This is a genomic window from Nocardia sp. 852002-51101_SCH5132738 (assembly GCF_001665695.1).
Lineage (GTDB): Bacteria > Actinomycetota > Actinomycetes > Mycobacteriales > Mycobacteriaceae > Nocardia > Nocardia nova.
The window spans coordinates 1-14,392 of record NZ_LZML01000171.1; the positions used below are offsets into that span (position 1 = coordinate 1).

At 70.1% G+C, this 14,392-nt stretch carries 19 protein-coding genes; 12 read left to right on the plus strand and 7 right to left on the minus strand.

Annotated elements, in window-relative coordinates; genetic code table 11:
* Window positions 1-164 precede the first annotated feature (164 nt).
* From A5789_RS25965 to A5789_RS25990, 6 genes are all read left to right on the plus strand, one after another.
* On the plus strand, window positions 165-1,256 hold the full coding sequence (locus A5789_RS25965; RefSeq protein ID WP_064905511.1) for an NAD(P)-dependent alcohol dehydrogenase: 1,092 nt from the start codon (window positions 165-167) through the stop codon (window positions 1,254-1,256).
* Window positions 1,257-1,369: 113 nt separating this feature from the next.
* On the plus strand, window positions 1,370-1,831 hold the full coding sequence (locus A5789_RS25970) for an SRPBCC family protein (RefSeq protein WP_063015565.1): 462 nt from the start codon (window positions 1,370-1,372) through the stop codon (window positions 1,829-1,831).
* Between the two features lie 9 nt (window positions 1,832-1,840).
* Window positions 1,841-3,475 carry an NAD(P)/FAD-dependent oxidoreductase gene (locus A5789_RS25975; RefSeq protein ID WP_064905513.1) on the plus strand — a complete coding sequence of 545 codons (1,635 nt, stop codon included), beginning with the start codon at window positions 1,841-1,843 and terminating at the stop codon, window positions 3,473-3,475.
* Between the two features lie 65 nt (window positions 3,476-3,540).
* Complete coding sequence (locus A5789_RS25980) at window positions 3,541-3,837, plus strand: hypothetical protein (protein WP_064905516.1); 297 nt, start codon at window positions 3,541-3,543, stop codon at window positions 3,835-3,837.
* A 73-nt stretch (window positions 3,838-3,910) separates the two neighbouring features.
* A complete protein-coding gene (locus A5789_RS25985) occupies window positions 3,911-4,435 on the plus strand; it encodes a DUF4142 domain-containing protein (protein ID WP_146098665.1) in 525 nt (174 codons plus the stop codon).
* Complete coding sequence (locus A5789_RS25990) at window positions 4,435-4,935, plus strand: SRPBCC family protein (protein WP_082857147.1); 501 nt, start codon at window positions 4,435-4,437, stop codon at window positions 4,933-4,935. Before A5789_RS25985 ends, A5789_RS25990 begins: the two co-directional genes overlap by 1 nt.
* A 27-nt stretch (window positions 4,936-4,962) precedes the next feature.
* On the opposite strand, the gene A5789_RS25995 is transcribed toward A5789_RS25990, so the two are convergent.
* Window positions 4,963-6,027 (minus strand): NAD-dependent epimerase/dehydratase family protein, encoded by a 1,065-nt coding sequence (locus A5789_RS25995; protein WP_064905518.1) that lies wholly within the window; start codon window positions 6,025-6,027, stop codon window positions 4,963-4,965.
* 12 nt (window positions 6,028-6,039) lie between these two features.
* Complete coding sequence (locus A5789_RS26000) at window positions 6,040-7,146, minus strand: glutamate--cysteine ligase (RefSeq protein WP_064905519.1); 1,107 nt, start codon at window positions 7,144-7,146, stop codon at window positions 6,040-6,042.
* Between the two features lie 113 nt (window positions 7,147-7,259).
* Between A5789_RS26000 and A5789_RS26005 the strand changes: the two genes are divergently transcribed.
* Together A5789_RS26005 and A5789_RS26010 are read left to right on the plus strand one after the other, a co-directional pair.
* The gene (locus A5789_RS26005) at window positions 7,260-8,330 is read left to right on the plus strand and encodes a Vms1/Ankzf1 family peptidyl-tRNA hydrolase (protein ID WP_063910823.1); all 1,071 of its coding nucleotides are present in this window, start codon (window positions 7,260-7,262) and stop codon (window positions 8,328-8,330) included.
* 19 nt (window positions 8,331-8,349) lie between these two features.
* On the plus strand, window positions 8,350-8,556 hold the full coding sequence (locus tag A5789_RS26010; RefSeq protein WP_064905521.1) for a hypothetical protein: 207 nt from the start codon (window positions 8,350-8,352) through the stop codon (window positions 8,554-8,556).
* 363 nt (window positions 8,557-8,919) lie between these two features.
* Here the strand turns inward: A5789_RS26010 and A5789_RS26015 are convergent, their stop codons facing one another.
* Window positions 8,920-9,150 carry a DUF6480 family protein gene (locus A5789_RS26015; RefSeq protein WP_030513833.1) on the minus strand — a complete coding sequence of 77 codons (231 nt, stop codon included), beginning with the start codon at window positions 9,148-9,150 and terminating at the stop codon, window positions 8,920-8,922.
* A gap of 191 nt (window positions 9,151-9,341) precedes the next feature.
* Here A5789_RS26015 and A5789_RS35985 point away from each other — a divergent pair, with 191 nt between their 5' ends.
* The 4 genes from A5789_RS35985 to A5789_RS26030 are packed head-to-tail and all read left to right on the plus strand — an operon-like array spanning window position 9,342 to window position 11,711.
* On the plus strand, window positions 9,342-9,488 hold the full coding sequence (locus A5789_RS35985) for an SDR family NAD(P)-dependent oxidoreductase (RefSeq protein WP_082857141.1): 147 nt from the start codon (window positions 9,342-9,344) through the stop codon (window positions 9,486-9,488).
* A gap of 2 nt (window positions 9,489-9,490) precedes the next feature.
* Window positions 9,491-9,913, plus strand: coding sequence for a hypothetical protein (locus tag A5789_RS26020; protein WP_063015558.1), 423 nt, complete (start codon window positions 9,491-9,493; stop codon window positions 9,911-9,913).
* A gap of 20 nt (window positions 9,914-9,933) precedes the next feature.
* Window positions 9,934-11,424, plus strand: coding sequence for a molybdopterin-dependent oxidoreductase (locus A5789_RS26025; RefSeq protein ID WP_064905523.1), 1,491 nt, complete (start codon window positions 9,934-9,936; stop codon window positions 11,422-11,424).
* Window positions 11,421-11,711, plus strand: coding sequence for a hypothetical protein (locus A5789_RS26030; RefSeq protein ID WP_197516737.1), 291 nt, complete (start codon window positions 11,421-11,423; stop codon window positions 11,709-11,711). Before A5789_RS26025 ends, A5789_RS26030 begins: the two co-directional genes overlap by 4 nt.
* Here the strand turns inward: A5789_RS26030 and A5789_RS26035 are convergent.
* The 4 genes from A5789_RS26035 to A5789_RS26050 all read right to left on the minus strand — a co-directional run bounded on the left by A5789_RS26035 (window position 11,708) and on the right by A5789_RS26050 (window position 14,000).
* Complete coding sequence (locus A5789_RS26035; protein WP_146100881.1) at window positions 11,708-12,034, minus strand: hypothetical protein; 327 nt, start codon at window positions 12,032-12,034, stop codon at window positions 11,708-11,710. The two genes, A5789_RS26030 and A5789_RS26035, sit on opposite strands and share 4 nt — an antisense overlap.
* A gap of 11 nt (window positions 12,035-12,045) precedes the next feature.
* Window positions 12,046-13,086: a hypothetical protein gene (locus A5789_RS26040; protein WP_064905525.1), complete on the minus strand. Its 1,041-nt coding sequence runs from the start codon at window positions 13,084-13,086 to the stop codon at window positions 12,046-12,048.
* Window positions 13,065-13,556: a Dps family protein gene (locus A5789_RS26045; RefSeq protein ID WP_063015554.1), complete on the minus strand. Its 492-nt coding sequence runs from the start codon at window positions 13,554-13,556 to the stop codon at window positions 13,065-13,067. Before A5789_RS26045 ends, A5789_RS26040 begins: the two co-directional genes overlap by 22 nt.
* 93 nt (window positions 13,557-13,649) lie before the next feature.
* A complete protein-coding gene (locus A5789_RS26050) occupies window positions 13,650-14,000 on the minus strand; it encodes a hypothetical protein (protein ID WP_064905528.1) in 351 nt (116 codons plus the stop codon).
* Window positions 14,001-14,392: the final 392 nt, after the last annotated feature.

A 14,392-nucleotide genomic window follows, 5' to 3' on the forward strand; every position in this document is an offset into this window, starting at 1 on the left:
ATCTCCACAACAGCACGAGCACAACGAAATCCGTGTTCTACACCACGAACCTCCTGTTCTCTTCAGGACACACCAACACGCTGATGGGCATCATGAACGGCCGCCCCGAATTGGTGCTGGCCGGCGGCGAATTCTTCTACTTCCTGCTCGAGCGGGTCTGAGCCGTGCCGCTGACCACTGCCGCGCTGTCGCGTGATCCGCGGGCTCCGTTCAGCCTCGAATCCGTCGCGATCGACGAGCCGCGCGCCGACGAGATCCTGGTCCGGATCGAGGCGTCGGGCATCTGCCACACCGATCTGGTCTCCCGCGCCGCCGGCGCGTCCGACCGCCCGGTGCTGCTCGGCCACGAGGGCGCGGGTGTGGTGGAGGCCGTCGGCGCCGAGGTGACGGGTGTGCGGCCCGGCGACCGGGTGGTGCTGACCTTCCGGCACTGCGGGAACTGCCGCAACTGCCGTCTCGGCCGGCTGCCGTACTGTGCGCGATCCACCGCGTTGAACCAGTTCGGCGGCCGTGCCGACCGCTCGCCCCGCATCACCGTCGACGGCACGCGCGTGCGCGACGGTTTCTTCGGGCAGTCGAGTTTCGCCGGGTACGCGCTGAGCACCGCGGACAACACGATCGTCGTCCCCGCCGACACCGATCCGGTCGTCGCCGCCGCGCTGGGCTGCGGTTTCCAGACCGGCGCGGGCGCGATCCTGAATGTGCTCGCCCCCGAACCGGATTCGCAGATCCTGATCTACGGCGCGGGTGCGGTCGGTATGGCCGGACTCCTGGCCGCGCGGACACTGCCCGGCACCACGGTGCTGGTCGTCGAACCCTCGGCCGATCGCCGTGCGCTGGCCCTCGAACTCGGCGCGGCCGCCGCGCTCGACCCGGCCGACGTCGAGACCGCCGCCACGATCGCCGAACTCACCGGCGGCGGCGCCACCCATGCCCTCGACACCACCGGCCGCCCGGAGGTGCTCGCCGCGGCGGTGGCGGCCCTGGCCACCGGTGGCGCGGTGGCGGTGGTCGGCCTCGGCGTCGGCGTCCCGCAACTCGACATGCGCGAGATCGTTTTGGGCGGCAAGACCATTCACGGTTGCCTGGAGGGCGACGCCGTGCCGCAGCGGTTCATCCCGCAGTTGCTGGAGCTCTACACGGCCGGGCGGCTACCGCTCGACCGGCTGGTCCGGTCCTACCCGTCCACCGAGATCGGCACCGCCCTGGCCGACCACCACGCGGGACGCGTCGTCAAACCCGTTCTGACCTGGTAACCCGCGACGCGGCGCCGCACGCACTCGGCGCCACCCCCGAGTGATCCGTGTACGAGCGCGTGGCGCGGGTATGGCGTCAGCGTTGCCCACCGAGACCACGAGGAGGTCGCAGCATGACAACAGTCACCGAATCGGTCGATGTGCACGTACCGGTGACCACCGCCTACAACCAGTGGACCCAGTTCGAATCGTTCCCGCAGTTCATGCAGGGCGTCGAGCGGGTCGAGCAGCGCGACGACACGCACACCCACTGGACGGTGCACGTCGCCGGCGCGACGCGCGAATTCGACGCGAAGATCACCGAGCAGCACCCCGACGAGCGGGTGTCGTGGACCTCGGAGGCCGGTCCCCGGCATGCGGGCGTGATCACCTTCCATCGGCTCGACGAGGACACCACGCGCGTCACCGCGCAGATGGATATCGATCCGGACGGGTTCGTGGAGAACGTCGCCGACAAGCTCGGAATACTCGATCGCCGCGTCAAGGGTGACCTCGAGCGTTTCCGCGACTTCATCGAGGCGCGCCCACAGGAATCCGGTGCGTGGCGCGGGGACGTCGACCGGCCCCGGCCGTAGCGAGTGCCCGTGACCTCGCCCGCCCCCGGTGGTTCGACGCCGCTCGACGCCGAGCCGGTCGATGCCGTGATCATCGGCGGCGGGCACAACGGCCTGGTGAGCGCCGCGCTGCTCGCCGATCACGGCTGGGATGTGGCGGTGCTGGAAACCCAGGACACCGCCGGGGGCGCCGTGCGCAGCGCCGAGCTGGTACCCGGCTACCGGATGGATCTGTTCAGCGCGTTCTATCCGATGGTCGGCGCCTCGCCGGCGCTGCGCGACCTCGGTCTGGACGATCACGGATTGCGGTGGAGCCGAGCGCCCATCGTGTACGGCCACCCGTCGAGCCCCGAGGATACGGATGCCGCCGTCGTGCATCCGGACGCCGAAGCCACGGCCGAGGCGCTGGCTCGGCGCGATCCCCGCGACGGCCGCACCTGGCTGCGGCTGGTCGAGCAGTGGCGGCAGGTGCGCGAACATCTGCTCGGGTCGTTCCTCGGCCCGTTCCCGCCCGTGCGCGGCGCGGCCGGGTTGTGGCGCGATCTCGGCTCCGCCGAACTGTTCCGCTATCTGCGGTTCCTGATGCTGCCGGTCGGGCGGATGGTCGACGAATTGTTCCACGACGAGGCCGCCAAACTGCTGATCCTGGGCAACGCGATGCATGCCGATGTCCCGGTGGACGCCCCCGGCAGCGGTGTCTACGGCTATCTGCTGACCATGCTCGCCCAGGACGGCGGATTTCCGGTTCCGGTGGGCGGAGCCGGGGCGCTGAGTGCGGCCCTGGTCCACCGCGCCGAATCGGCGGGGGCCCGGGTGCACTGCGGCCAGCCGGTGGACCGCGTTTTCATCCGCGACGGACGCGCCGCCGGGGTGATCACCGCCGCCGGCCAGGTGGTGCGGGCACGCAAGGCCGTCATCGCCGACATCGACGCGCCGACGCTCTACACCCGGCTGCTCGCCGACGCGGATCTGCCGCAACGGCTGCGCGCGGATCTCGAACGATTCACCTGGGACGCGCCGACCGTCAAGGTGAATTACGCGCTCTCCGAACCGATTCCGTGGCGATCGAAGCAGCTTCGGGCGGCGGGCACGGTGCATCTGGGCGCCGACCGGGCGGGGCTGGCGCGGTGGACCACCGATATCGGCACCGGCGTGGTACCGCACACGCCGTTCATGCTGTTCGGTCAGATGACCACGGCCGATCCCAGCCGGTCGGCGCCCGGCACCGAATCGGCGTGGGCCTACACCCACCTGCCGCGCGGGGTCACCGACGACGCCTCGGCCGACCTGCTGGCCGAACGGGTCGACGCCGTGCTCGAGGCCTACGCCCCCGGCTTCGGCAGCCGGATTCACGCACGAATCGTGCAGCGGCCCAGCGATTTGCACGGCGCCGACGGCAATCTCGTCGGCGGCGCGGTCAACGGCGGCACTTCCCAATTGCATCAACAGTTGGTGTTCCGCCCGGTTCCCGGGCTCGGCCGCCCCGAAACCGTGGTGCCGGGGCTGTATCTGGGCTCGGCGTCGGCACATCCGGGCGGCGGCGTGCACGGCACCTGCGGCGCCAACGCCGCCCGCGCCGCCTTGGCCGATTCCCGGCCCACCGGATGGCCGCGGCGAAAGTTGTTGTCCCGCTTGCACAGCGCCCTCTACGACACCGACCGCTGACCGGACGGAGACAGCTGTGGACCTGTCGATCACCGACGACGCTGCTGTCCTTCGGCGAGATCACGGTGCTGACCGACCCGAACTTCCTGCATCGCAACCAGCACGCCTATCTGGGTTACGGGCTGATCTCCCGGCGGCTGCCCGCCGGGCCGCGACTGCCCTTCGGACTCACCGTCACGATGGACGGGGCGCAGGGAACCGGACTCGTAGACCTGCTGCGACTGCCGCGCGCGGTGCCGGTGCACTACGACGACTACACCGTCTTCGCCTCCCCGCTCGTCGATTTCCGGGACCGGATGGGCCGGCGCGGCTGGGCCGACCGGATCGTGGAGATCCCGCGCGGCGAAACCGTCGTGCTGTGAGCGTCATCGGCACGTGTACGACGCGCCGCGCTGGGCATCCGGCCTGCAAATACCCGGCGAACAGGAGCACATCATGAGATCACCGCATCGTCTGCTGGTCACCACCGCCGCCGCGATCGGCCTCGGCCTGGGCGCGACCGCGGTCGGCGCGGCCCAACCGGCCGCGTTGTCGGCACAGGACAGTGATTTTCTCGTCGCCGTCCACCAGGGGAATATGACCGAGATGCTGTCGGGGGCCGGTGCGGCGGCCATGGGTACGTGTCAGCAGGTCCGCGATCTCGGTCCCGTTCTGGTCGCGGACCACACCCGGCTGGAGGCGATGGGCGCCGCGGTCGCGATACCGAACGGCGTCGCCCTGCCACTGATGCCGACCGCCGACCAGTCGCAGCAGATGCGCGACACGGCGATGAAGACCGGCCGCGACTACGACCTGGCCTGGCTGCACATGCAGGAAGGTTTCCACGTCCAGACGCTGCAGGCGGGCGCCACCGAGACCGCGCAGGGCAGCAGCCCGCAGGTCACGGCGCTGGCACAGAACGCCGCGCCCGTGGTTCAGCACCATCTGGACATGATTCGCGACGCGTTGGCGGTGTGCTGATGGGCGAGGTCACGATGGGAGTCCCCGGCTCGGCCGAGCAGGTGTTCGCCGTGCTGGCCGACGGCTGGTCCTACGGCCACTGGGTGGTGGGGTCCACCCATATGCGCGACGTGGATCAGGACTGGCCGCGAATCGGCTCCCGGATTCATCACAGCGTCGGCGCCTGGCCGCTGATGGCTCAGCAGGCCACCCGGGTGGTGGCCGTGGACCCGCCGAACAGCATCGAACTGGAGGCGGAGTTGTGGCCGCTGGGAGTGGCATGGATCCGGCTGGCGATGACGCCGATCGATGCCGACACCACCGAGGTGAGCATGAGCGAGGAGGTGATTCGCGGGCCGGGCCGGCTCATCCCCGACGTGCTGCAGACCCTGGCCCTCAAGCCCCGCAACAAACAGTCGCTGGCGCGCCTCTGTGATCTGGTGGCCTCCCATTACGTCGACACCCGCAAGATCGATACCCCTCGGCCCGGCACCCTCGCGCCCGACAACCCCGAGCCGTAGTCGCCGGCATTCCGCAGTCACCGGCGTTCATCGCGGCCGATGGTCCGGCCGCTGATCCTGATGCGTCGGGCGGCCCGGGCGAAACCGCATCGGCTCCGGATTCAACGGCGGGCTGCCGCCGGAGGTGTGCTCGCGCAAACCGGCGGCAAGCTCCGTCGCCACATCGACCGCGGAATGCGCCGGCCGCCAATCGAGTTCACGCCGCGCCCGCTCCGCCCGGACCAGACAGGCCCGGTCGGCCAGCTTCAGCCAGGAGGGGTGCAACGGCAGCAGTCCGATTCGCCAGCCCGCGAAGGCGGCGGCGCTCAGCACCGGGCGGGGGACGGGCAGCCGGAATCCGCCGAATATCTCGGTCAGCGTGGGTGGGGTGAGCACGGGTTCGGCGGCCAGGTCGAACGCGCCGGTGGCCCGCCGCACCAGGATGGCCCGGATCGCCGCGGCCACATCCTCGGCGTGCACGAGCTGCAGGCGAAGCCGCGGCCACAGCGGCACCGGCAACCACGGGCGCCCGACCGGAGAACGCGGCAGCCAGGGCCCGAGCAGCCAGTCGCCGAGTTCCGCGGCCGCGTCGGATTGGGCGATGCCGCACGGCCGGATCCGGGCGAGACCGACCGCCGGTCGTTCGCCGGCGAAGGCGTCCAGCCGCCGTTCCAGTTCGGCCTTGCCCTGACTGTAGGCACCGCCGGGTACGCCGTCGCGGGGCTGCTGCTCGTCGACGCGGGTCCAGCGCGGCGCGGGCGAATAGGCCGCCACCGACGACGCGACCGTCAGATGCGCCACGCCGCTGTCGGCCACCGCGCCCAGCACGTGGTCGGTGCCGATCCGGTTGGTGCGTTCCAGTGGCGGGTCGCTGCGGCGCGGATGCACCGCCCAGGCCAGGTGCACCACCGCGTCCGCCCCGTCGAAGGCCGCCGCCAGCGTGGGACGGGCCGCGGGATCTCCGATATCGCAGGCGAGCCAGCGTGCGCGCGCATACGGTTCCCGGTCGGCGAGCGGTGGCCGCCGGGCGATGGCGACGACCTCGGCGTCGGGCAACGCGCGCAACAGTGCCGTGCCGACATTGCCGCTCGCGCCCGTGATCGCGATACGCATACGCACCCTCCCCTACACCGAACAGCCGTCCGCGGTCGCCTCGGCCAGTTCGTCCACCACGTCGGCGATCGCTCCGCGGCGGCGCAGCGCGGCCGACTGCCGCCGGGCTCCGTTGCCGCGGGCCGTCACCGCGGCGATCGTCTCGGTCACGAACCGCTCCTCCTCGAGTTCCCGCAAGGCCGGGGTGACATGGTCGACGAGCCGGGCCAGCCGGATGCGGGCCGGTTCCACCCGGCCGTCCAGCGGATCGACGCCGTCGCCGTCGAGTCCTTCGCGCGCGGACTTCCAGTAGGCGGCGCGCAGGGTGGCGGCCGGTACCGCGGGCGCCCGCCGGCCGCGCCGCACCTCCGCACGGCCGACCACGGCCGCGGCACGTACCAGGCTCGCCAGCAACGCCGATTCCTCGGCCGTCACGGGAACGTCGCTGATGCGGATCTCCAGCGTCGGGAAATGCGTGGAGCGGCGAATATCCCAATAGACCATGCCGGTATCGAGGATGCTGCCGCAGGTCAGCATCATGTCGACCGCGGCGTCGTAGTCGGCGCAGGATGGGAAATACGGTGGCGGGCCGGCGCTGGGCCAGCGCCGCCACAGCACATTGCGCCAACTCGCGTATCCCGTGTCGGTGCCGCGGTAGACCGCAGAATTGGCTGTGAGCGAAAGGAATACCGGCAGCCAAGGCCGCAGATGATTGCTGATCTGCACCGCGGTCTCCGGATCGTCCACCGAGACGTGCACATGGCAACCGCACAGTCCCTGTTCGTGCGCGAGCATGCCGAAATGCTCCTCGATGCGGCGGTAGCGCGGCGTATCGGTGACCGGATAGGCGTCGGGCACGGTCGGCGGCACTCCGGTCGCGAGCAGTCGCGCGGTGTTGCCGGCCGCGGCGCGCACCACGGCGGCGCGCAACTGCCGCAATTCCCGCAGCAGATCGGCCGCGCGCGTATGCACCGAACTACTGGTTTCCACCTGACAGCTGGTCAGCTCCAACTGCAGATCGATACCGGCGTCGCATGCCGATCGCGCGACCTCGCGGTTCTTCGGGACCGGGGCTCCGGAGACGGGATCGACCAGCAGGAACTCCTCCTCGACCCCGAACGTCACATCGGCGGCATCCATCGGCTCACCCGCCCGGCACAGTTCATGGCTCGGAGATGCCCGGCGACCGGACCCGCAAACGCATTCCGGCGCGGATCGAGGTTTCACTCGGCGGGTGCGGGTAGCCGCCGCACGTGACCATTTCAGGACTACGAGAGTTGACCGAGCGCCCAGGGCCTTTCGCATCGGTCTACATCGAGACCGTCAGCGATACCGAGGATGCCGCGCACCAGCAGCGGCTGCGCAGCCGCGCGGTCCGCGAGACCCTGGACGAGGACGGTGCGGAAAGCGCCGTCCTCGACGCCGTCGAGCGCGGTCTGTCGGATCCACCGCCGGGGCGCGCTGGACAGGCGGTCATCGCCGACGTCGACGGTGTCCTGCTCACCGCGGCGCTGCCGGAGCCGCCCGCTCGCACCACCGTGCGACTGTCGGACATGCCGTATCTGCTACCGCTGCTGCAGCTGCGCCCGCCCGCCGTCGCCCACGTCGTCGTGGTGGTCGACGATCGCGGCGCCGATCTGTACACGGTCGACGGCGACGGTCACCGCACCGACCGCCGGACCGAGGGGGCGCATCATCCGGAGCACAAGGTGCGCGGTGGCGGGTGGTCGCATCGCTCGATGCAGAGCCGGGTCGAGGAGACGGTGCGCCGGACCATCGATGCCACCGCCGAGGAGGTGGTGCGCCTGGCCGACGGGGCCGCCGCCGGGCTGATCGTGGTGGCCGGCGAGATCAGCGCGCGCACCGCGCTGGTCGGCGCGCTGGCCTCACATCACCGGCAGGTCGTACAGCTCGACGGCTTCACCCGGCAGGCGAACGACGACCGGGCCGACCTCGACCGGCGGGTCGCCGAGGTGCTGCAGGACCGGGCGCGAGCCCGATTTCGCGACCTGGTGGACGGATACGAACAACGCCGCGCGCACGAACTCGCGGTGCAGGGCCTGCCCGGGGTCGCTGCGGCGCTCACCGAGCGCAACGTCGAGACACTGCTGATCGACCCCGCCGTCATCGGCGACCGGGCCGTGCACGCCGGGCCGGATCCGACCGCGGTGCAGGCGTCGGACCTGCCCTCGGGCCACAGCAACCTCCGTCGCGCCGACGAGGCGCTGCCGCTGGCCGCGCTCGCGGCCGGCGCCGGCATCGTGACCATCGATCGAGATCCCGTTCCGACCGACGGCGTCGCTGCCCTGCTCCGACACCGGTGATCCGCGAAAGGAGAGGACGATGGACCGAGGAAACACCAAACACGGTGCGCGCGAGGACGATCAACTGCGGCACGAACTACAGGGGACCTTGCGCGGCAACCGTTCCAGCCGCGCCGAACAGTGGCGCGATCCCGAACCACCCGCCGACGACGACCCGGAACTCACACCCCCGCACACCCCGACGCCGGAGGGCGCCGAGCACGACCGGACCGGCGAGGTCGACTGATCGCGTGCACCTCGAATCGGCGATCACTGCGCCGGTTACGGCCGAGCAGCCGGGGTACTTCTCCTGTACCGAGAACGATCCGCACGTAGCGCCCTATTCGTCAACGGCGACGGATACCCGCAATTCGGTCCCGCACAACGGAGTGCACCGGTGCGAGGCGTGCGACGGATCGTCTCTCCGGACGGGGCGGTAGTCACAGCAGGCATGGAGACTGCCGCGACGGCCGGCACCGACCTTACGGACGGTGCCGGCCGGTCTCTCCGATGATGTTGTGCCAAAAGATTTTTCGTGAGGTCGTCCCACCCGAACCGGGTGGCGACGCATGCGTCGGGCTGTCGCGCCCTCCCTCAATTCGATTGAGCGTCAGGCCAGGGAGACGATCAGCGCGATCGCGACGGCGACGAACACCAGTACGATCGCCGCGACGATGACGATCAACATCGCCCCGCTGGCGGGGAAATGGTGACGGGTGCTCGGCTCGGGCGCCGAGAGGCCCGAGGTCTGTGCCGTATCCGGCGGGGTGGAACCGGGGGCTACGCCACCACCGGGTTCCAGGTCCGGAGTCTTGGCCGGGTCCGGATCCATTGCAGACATGTTCGGCGTCCTGTCCGGGGCGAAGCGCCCCTGATCGTCGTCGGCTCTCACTGCAGCCCATACCCCGCACCGGCGCGGGCAACCACGCCGGTGCGGGAAATCGGGCGAAACCTGGGCCTGTGGCGCGGCGACAGACGGCCGCGATCGCGACGCACAGGTATGTGTTCGCCCGGTCCGGGTAGGCGTGAGATATGACCGACACACCTCCCCTCGCCCTGGTGACCGGCGCATCCAGCGGTATCGGGTTCGAGCTCGCCAGAGGATTGACCGAACGCGGTTACGAGGTGGTCATCGCCGCCGAGGACGGCCGCGTCCTCGACGCGGTGGCCTTCCGCTGATCGTGGACCGCTACGCCGCCGTCGACCTGCCCCGCACCACCACCGCGGCCGGGGCGGCACTGCTGCTCGGTCTGGGCGGGGTGCATCTTTACGTGCTGCTGCGCGAGGCGGGGCTGCCGAACTACCTGCGGGTGGGTTTCGGATTCCTGATCGCCTGCTGCGTCGTCGCCGCGGCGCTGGTGTGCGGGTCCCGCACCGCACGCGCGGGCTGGGCCCTGGGCGGGCTCGTCTGCCTCGCGTTCCTGGTCGTTTACGTGGTCAGCAGGCTCGCCGGGCTCCCCGGCCTGCCCGAGGTCCGAGGCTGGTGGGACAGCGCTCCGGGCAGCGTGGCCGGAGTCTGCGCACTGACCTTCCTGGCGGTGATCACCGCGATCGTGCTGGGTATCACCGTGGCGCATCCGCGGGCACAGCACTGGCACGACTGAACGGAACGGGGTGAAACACGATGACCACCTTGGATTTTCCGGCCTGGCTGCGCATCGAACATTGGCTCAATGTGCTGTTTCTGACCTTCGCGATGCGCAGCGGTGTGGAGATCCTGTCGAGCTACCCGAAACTCTTCTGGCGCGACGACAGCAAACCCGGCACCGAATGGGCGCGATTCACCCGCAAACGGATGCCGACCGACAAGCTCTACGACACTCTCGACGAGGAGGAGAGCTACCCCTCCCTGATCGCGCTGCCCGGCCACAAGAAATTGGGTCTCGGCAGACATTGGCATTTCGCGACGGTCGCGGGCTGGATACTCGTCGGCCTCGCCTATTACATCCTGCTGTTCGCGACCGGCCAGTGGCGGCGCTACATCCCGACCTCGTGGTCGCTGTTTCCCGCGGCCTGGCACGACATCGTGACGTACATGAGTTTCAATTTGCCGCCGCTGCTGCCGGGGCAGCCGTTCGACGCGGTGCAGAAACTCGCCTACGCCGGAGTGATCTTCGTGCTCGCCCCGTTCCAGATACTCACCGGCGCAGCGCAATCACCGGCCGTGGAGGCACGCTTTCCGTGGTTCGTGCGTATGTTCGGCGGCCGGCAGTCGGCGCGCAGCCTGCATTTCCTGGGTCTGCTGGCCTTCGCGGTGTTCATCGTCATCCACGTGTCGATGGTGTTCTTCTGGAGCTGGGGCCAGCTCAGCGCCTTGATGATCTTCGGACAGGTGCGCAATATCAATTGGGCGATCGCGCTGTCGTTCTTGATCATCGGCGCGATCGTGCTGCTGCATATCGCGGCCACGGTGTGGAGCCTGCGCGACCCGCGATCGGTGCAGCGCGTGCTGGGCGCCTTCGTGCGCCGGCTGCGTTTGGGCCTGCTCCGGCCACTGACACCTCGACAGGATTACTCGACCCGCGCCCTCTCGCCGGAACATCGGGTGAACGGCAAACCGCCCACGGCACTGCCGTACAAGGTGATGGCCGCGCACAATTTCGCCGATTGGCGCCTGGACGTCGGCGGTCTGGTCGAGCACCCGATGCGCCTGAGCCTGGACGATCTGCGCGCGATCGGCGAACCGCAGACCCAGCGGGTGCTGCACAACTGCGTACAGGGCTGGTCGAGTATCGGCGAGTGGACCGGACTGCCGCTGCGCGAACTCGTCGCCCGGGCCGGCCCGTTGCCGGACGCGAAGTATCTGTGCTTCCTCACCATGCAGGACACCGGTCGCGACGATCCGAGCGCCGACGGCGTCGGCCAGTTCTACGAGGTGCTGGATCTGGAGCTGGCCGACAGCCCGCAGACGCTGCTCGCCTATCGCATGAACGGCGAGCCGCTACCCATCGAACACGGTGCGCCGCTTCGGCTTCGGGTGGAGAACCAGGTCGGTTTCAAGATGGCGAAATGGATCGACCGGATCGAATTCGTCTCCGACTACTCCCATATCGGCCGCGGGATGGGCGGCTGGCGGGAGGACAACATCTACTACGACAAGGACGTCGAGATATGACGAACCAGCAGACGACGACCCCGCCGCGGCGACCGGAGAACATCGAACTGACCGAACGGCAACGCGATCGCGTCCTGGCCTACCTCGACCGACGGCGTGCACGCTGCCCCGCCTGTGGCGCAACGGATTTCCGTGTCGGCGATGCGCTGTATCTGGGGTTCCTGTTTCTCGACGAGGAACTCGACTCCTATATGGTCGCGCTGACCTGCGCGAATCCCGCATGTCCGGTGCCGCACACCGGAATCCGGATGCGCCGCGCTCAGTTGTGGCTCGAACCGGTGGCCTAGCGGGCGGGCTCGGACCGGCCGCCCGTTCGCGCCGGGGCCAGCCGGAAGCGCTCGATCGTCGCGGCGGCCGCGGCGAATTCGCCGGCCAGCCGGTCGAACCGGCCCCGGTCGGCCGCGGACAGGGCGTCACGTTCGCGGTAGTACACCACGCGCGGCAGCCGTCCCGACATCATCGCACCCCACCGGATGCCGAAGTCGTACACGACGCCGTCCGCCGCGGTCAGATCCGGGTCGGCGGCCAACTCTCGCAACCCCCGCAGCTGCTCACTCAAGATATCCAGATCCTCACCGACATCCACTGTGCCGGCACGGTTTTCGGACACGGCGACACCTCTCACAGTTGCGGCTTGGCGACGGAGACTACCTCGGGCCGGTCGCGGACGGTCAGATAGACCCGATGCGGCCCCACGGCGATCCCCGACCACGCCGATCCCTGCGCTCCGCGCGTCGGCAGGTCGAATCGGCGCAGCACGGGAATGGTGCCGTTCGCGTAGCCCTCGAAGCTGCGGGTTTCCAGCACCACCAGCTGCCGGTCCGTCGCGGCGTAGATGCGGGTGTCGTCGGTGGCCAGATAGCGGATCGGCGCGCCCAGGTCGACGGATCCGACCGTCTCGCTTCCGGATCCGTCGCGACGGGAGTCGAGGGCGACCAGCCTGCCCCCGGGCCGCGCCACGTACAACCGGGTGACCTTCGTGCCGTCCCCCGCCGCCGCGAGTACGGGTTCGTCGTCGGCGCCGGTTTCGTCCGCGGGTGAGGAACTGCCCTTGTAGTGCGCGCTCCCCCGCGGTCCGTAGATGTGGAACTCCACTTCACGGCTGCGGTTCGCCCCGTCGAGACGGGCTTGCGGACCCGCGTTCACGACCGTGGGCGCCCATGCGGTGCGGCGGTGCAGATCCACGGGCGTGACCGTGGCGCCGTCCTCGGAGAGCGCCAGCAGCATCCGCTCCCCGGAATCGAGGGCGAGATACGACGGCCGCGGTCCGGCGGACAGCGTGCCGGTATCGACCAGATCGGACAGCCGAATCGAGGCCACGGCCTGCCGATCGGTGGCGCTGACCAGCGCCGTGCCCTCGTCCACCGGGCTGATCTGCAGGTTCGGCCCCAAGCCCGGCAGGCGTGCCGAACCGACCGTGTCGCCGCGGCCGTCGGCCAAGCCGTTCACCTTCACCACGCGGTCGGGCGCCAGCGCCACGAGCGCTCCCGATCGGTAGGACCACACCGGTGCGTGCACGATCGCCCCGATAGGTGTCACCCGCACGGCGTCGGGTGCTTCCAATCGCGACCCCGGCGCCGAGCACCCGGCGACGGCCAGCACGGCCGCCGCCGGAACCAGATATCGTCGCAGCGCGCGCGTTACGCGGCCTGGGCCTGCCACATCCAATGCAGTTGCTCCAACCGGGCGGCGATATCGATGAGCAGATCCTGGGTGACCGGATCCGCCTTCTCCGAGGCGTCGATCCGCTCGCGCAGCCTGCGCACGACCGCGGCCAGGGTGGCGACGATCGCGCTGACCACGTCGCCGTCCTGCTGCCACCCCGCCGGGAACGGCTCGGCGCTGGAACTCTCCGCGACCGTGTGCGCGCGCCCGTCCGGGCTGACGCCGATCGCGGTGGCCCGTTCGGCCGCCGCGTCGGTGAAGCCGCGCGCGGTCTCGACCAGTTCGTCCAACGCCAGGTGGACGGTGCGGAACCGGGGGCCGATCACATTCCAGTGCGCCTGCTTGCCGATCAGGCTCAGATCGATCAGATCGACGACGGTGGCGCACAGCGCGTCACCGGCGATCCGTTGCTGTTCCGGCTCCAGCACCGTCGCGATCGGATCGGTGGTCGTGGAGGTCTTGGCCACGATGGTCTCCTTCCTCGCTGACAGTCATCACCTAGGCGACTGCTTGCGTGCACGACCTACCCGCTGCCGGCTACTCCAAACGAGGGGCCGGGTTCAGCCGGCGGCCATCGCCATCGCCAGATACACGACCATCACCGCGAACAGAAACCAGCCCGCGCCCTGCCATACCGGCCACGGCCGCCCGCCGCGCCACTGCCGCACGGTGATGACGAATGCGCCGATGCCGCCCAGCAACAACACGATTCCGGGCACCAGTCCCACGGCCAGCCGGGACGCGGTATCGCAGGCCACGTGGTCGGCGTTCGCGCACTGATCCCGCGAGGCCGCCCAGCCCAGGGCCACCCCGGCGACGATCGCCGCCAGCACCAGCACACCGACCGCATACCGCACCGCCCGCCGGAAACTCGGCGGGTCACTCCAGCGGGGGTCGACCTCGCGTGCCATCGTCACCTCCGGCCCGTTCGTCGTGCGCTCGTCACCGTCGCACTACCCGATCACCGTGGCACTACCCGGCCTCTCGGCGAATATTCGATCGGGACCCGGGGTGTCGTTTCGCCCCGGTCCTCCCGGGTAGGCGGTCGCTGAGGACCAAAGGAGGCCGATGTGCACCGCGAACCCGATCCGCCCGGTGAAACCGATTCGCGCAGCCCAGCCGACCCTGCCCGTCCGCCGCCGGCCCCCGGGCGATCACCCCGGCGGCGACCGGTGCCAGGCCGAGGTCGGCCAGTGCCGCCGCGGCGCGCAGTCCGGTCAGCCGGTGGGGTGATCGCCCGGGGGCCGGCGGCGGACGGGCGGGGCCGGCGGGGCCGCGCGAATCGGTTTCACCGGGCCCTTCG

Coding starts and splice junctions, on each gene's coding strand:
- A5789_RS25970 (WP_063015565.1), top strand. CDS start 1,370: ATGACAACAGTCACCGAATCGGTCGATGTGCACGTACCGGTGACCACC.
- A5789_RS25985 (WP_146098665.1), top strand. CDS start 3,911: ATGAGATCACCGCATCGTCTGCTGGTCACCACCGCCGCCGCGATCGGC.
- A5789_RS25990 (WP_082857147.1), top strand. CDS start 4,435: ATGGGCGAGGTCACGATGGGAGTCCCCGGCTCGGCCGAGCAGGTGTTC.
- A5789_RS25995 (WP_064905518.1), bottom strand. CDS start 6,027: ATGCGTATCGCGATCACGGGCGCGAGCGGCAATGTCGGCACGGCACTG.
- A5789_RS26000 (WP_064905519.1), bottom strand. CDS start 7,146: ATGGATGCCGCCGATGTGACGTTCGGGGTCGAGGAGGAGTTCCTGCTG.
- A5789_RS26010 (WP_064905521.1), top strand. CDS start 8,350: ATGGACCGAGGAAACACCAAACACGGTGCGCGCGAGGACGATCAACTG.
- A5789_RS26015 (WP_030513833.1), bottom strand. CDS start 9,150: ATGTCTGCAATGGATCCGGACCCGGCCAAGACTCCGGACCTGGAACCC.
- A5789_RS35985 (WP_082857141.1), top strand. CDS start 9,342: ATGACCGACACACCTCCCCTCGCCCTGGTGACCGGCGCATCCAGCGGT.
- A5789_RS26025 (WP_064905523.1), top strand. CDS start 9,934: ATGACCACCTTGGATTTTCCGGCCTGGCTGCGCATCGAACATTGGCTC.
- A5789_RS26030 (WP_197516737.1), top strand. CDS start 11,421: ATGACGAACCAGCAGACGACGACCCCGCCGCGGCGACCGGAGAACATC.
- A5789_RS26050 (WP_064905528.1), bottom strand. CDS start 14,000: ATGGCACGCGAGGTCGACCCCCGCTGGAGTGACCCGCCGAGTTTCCGG.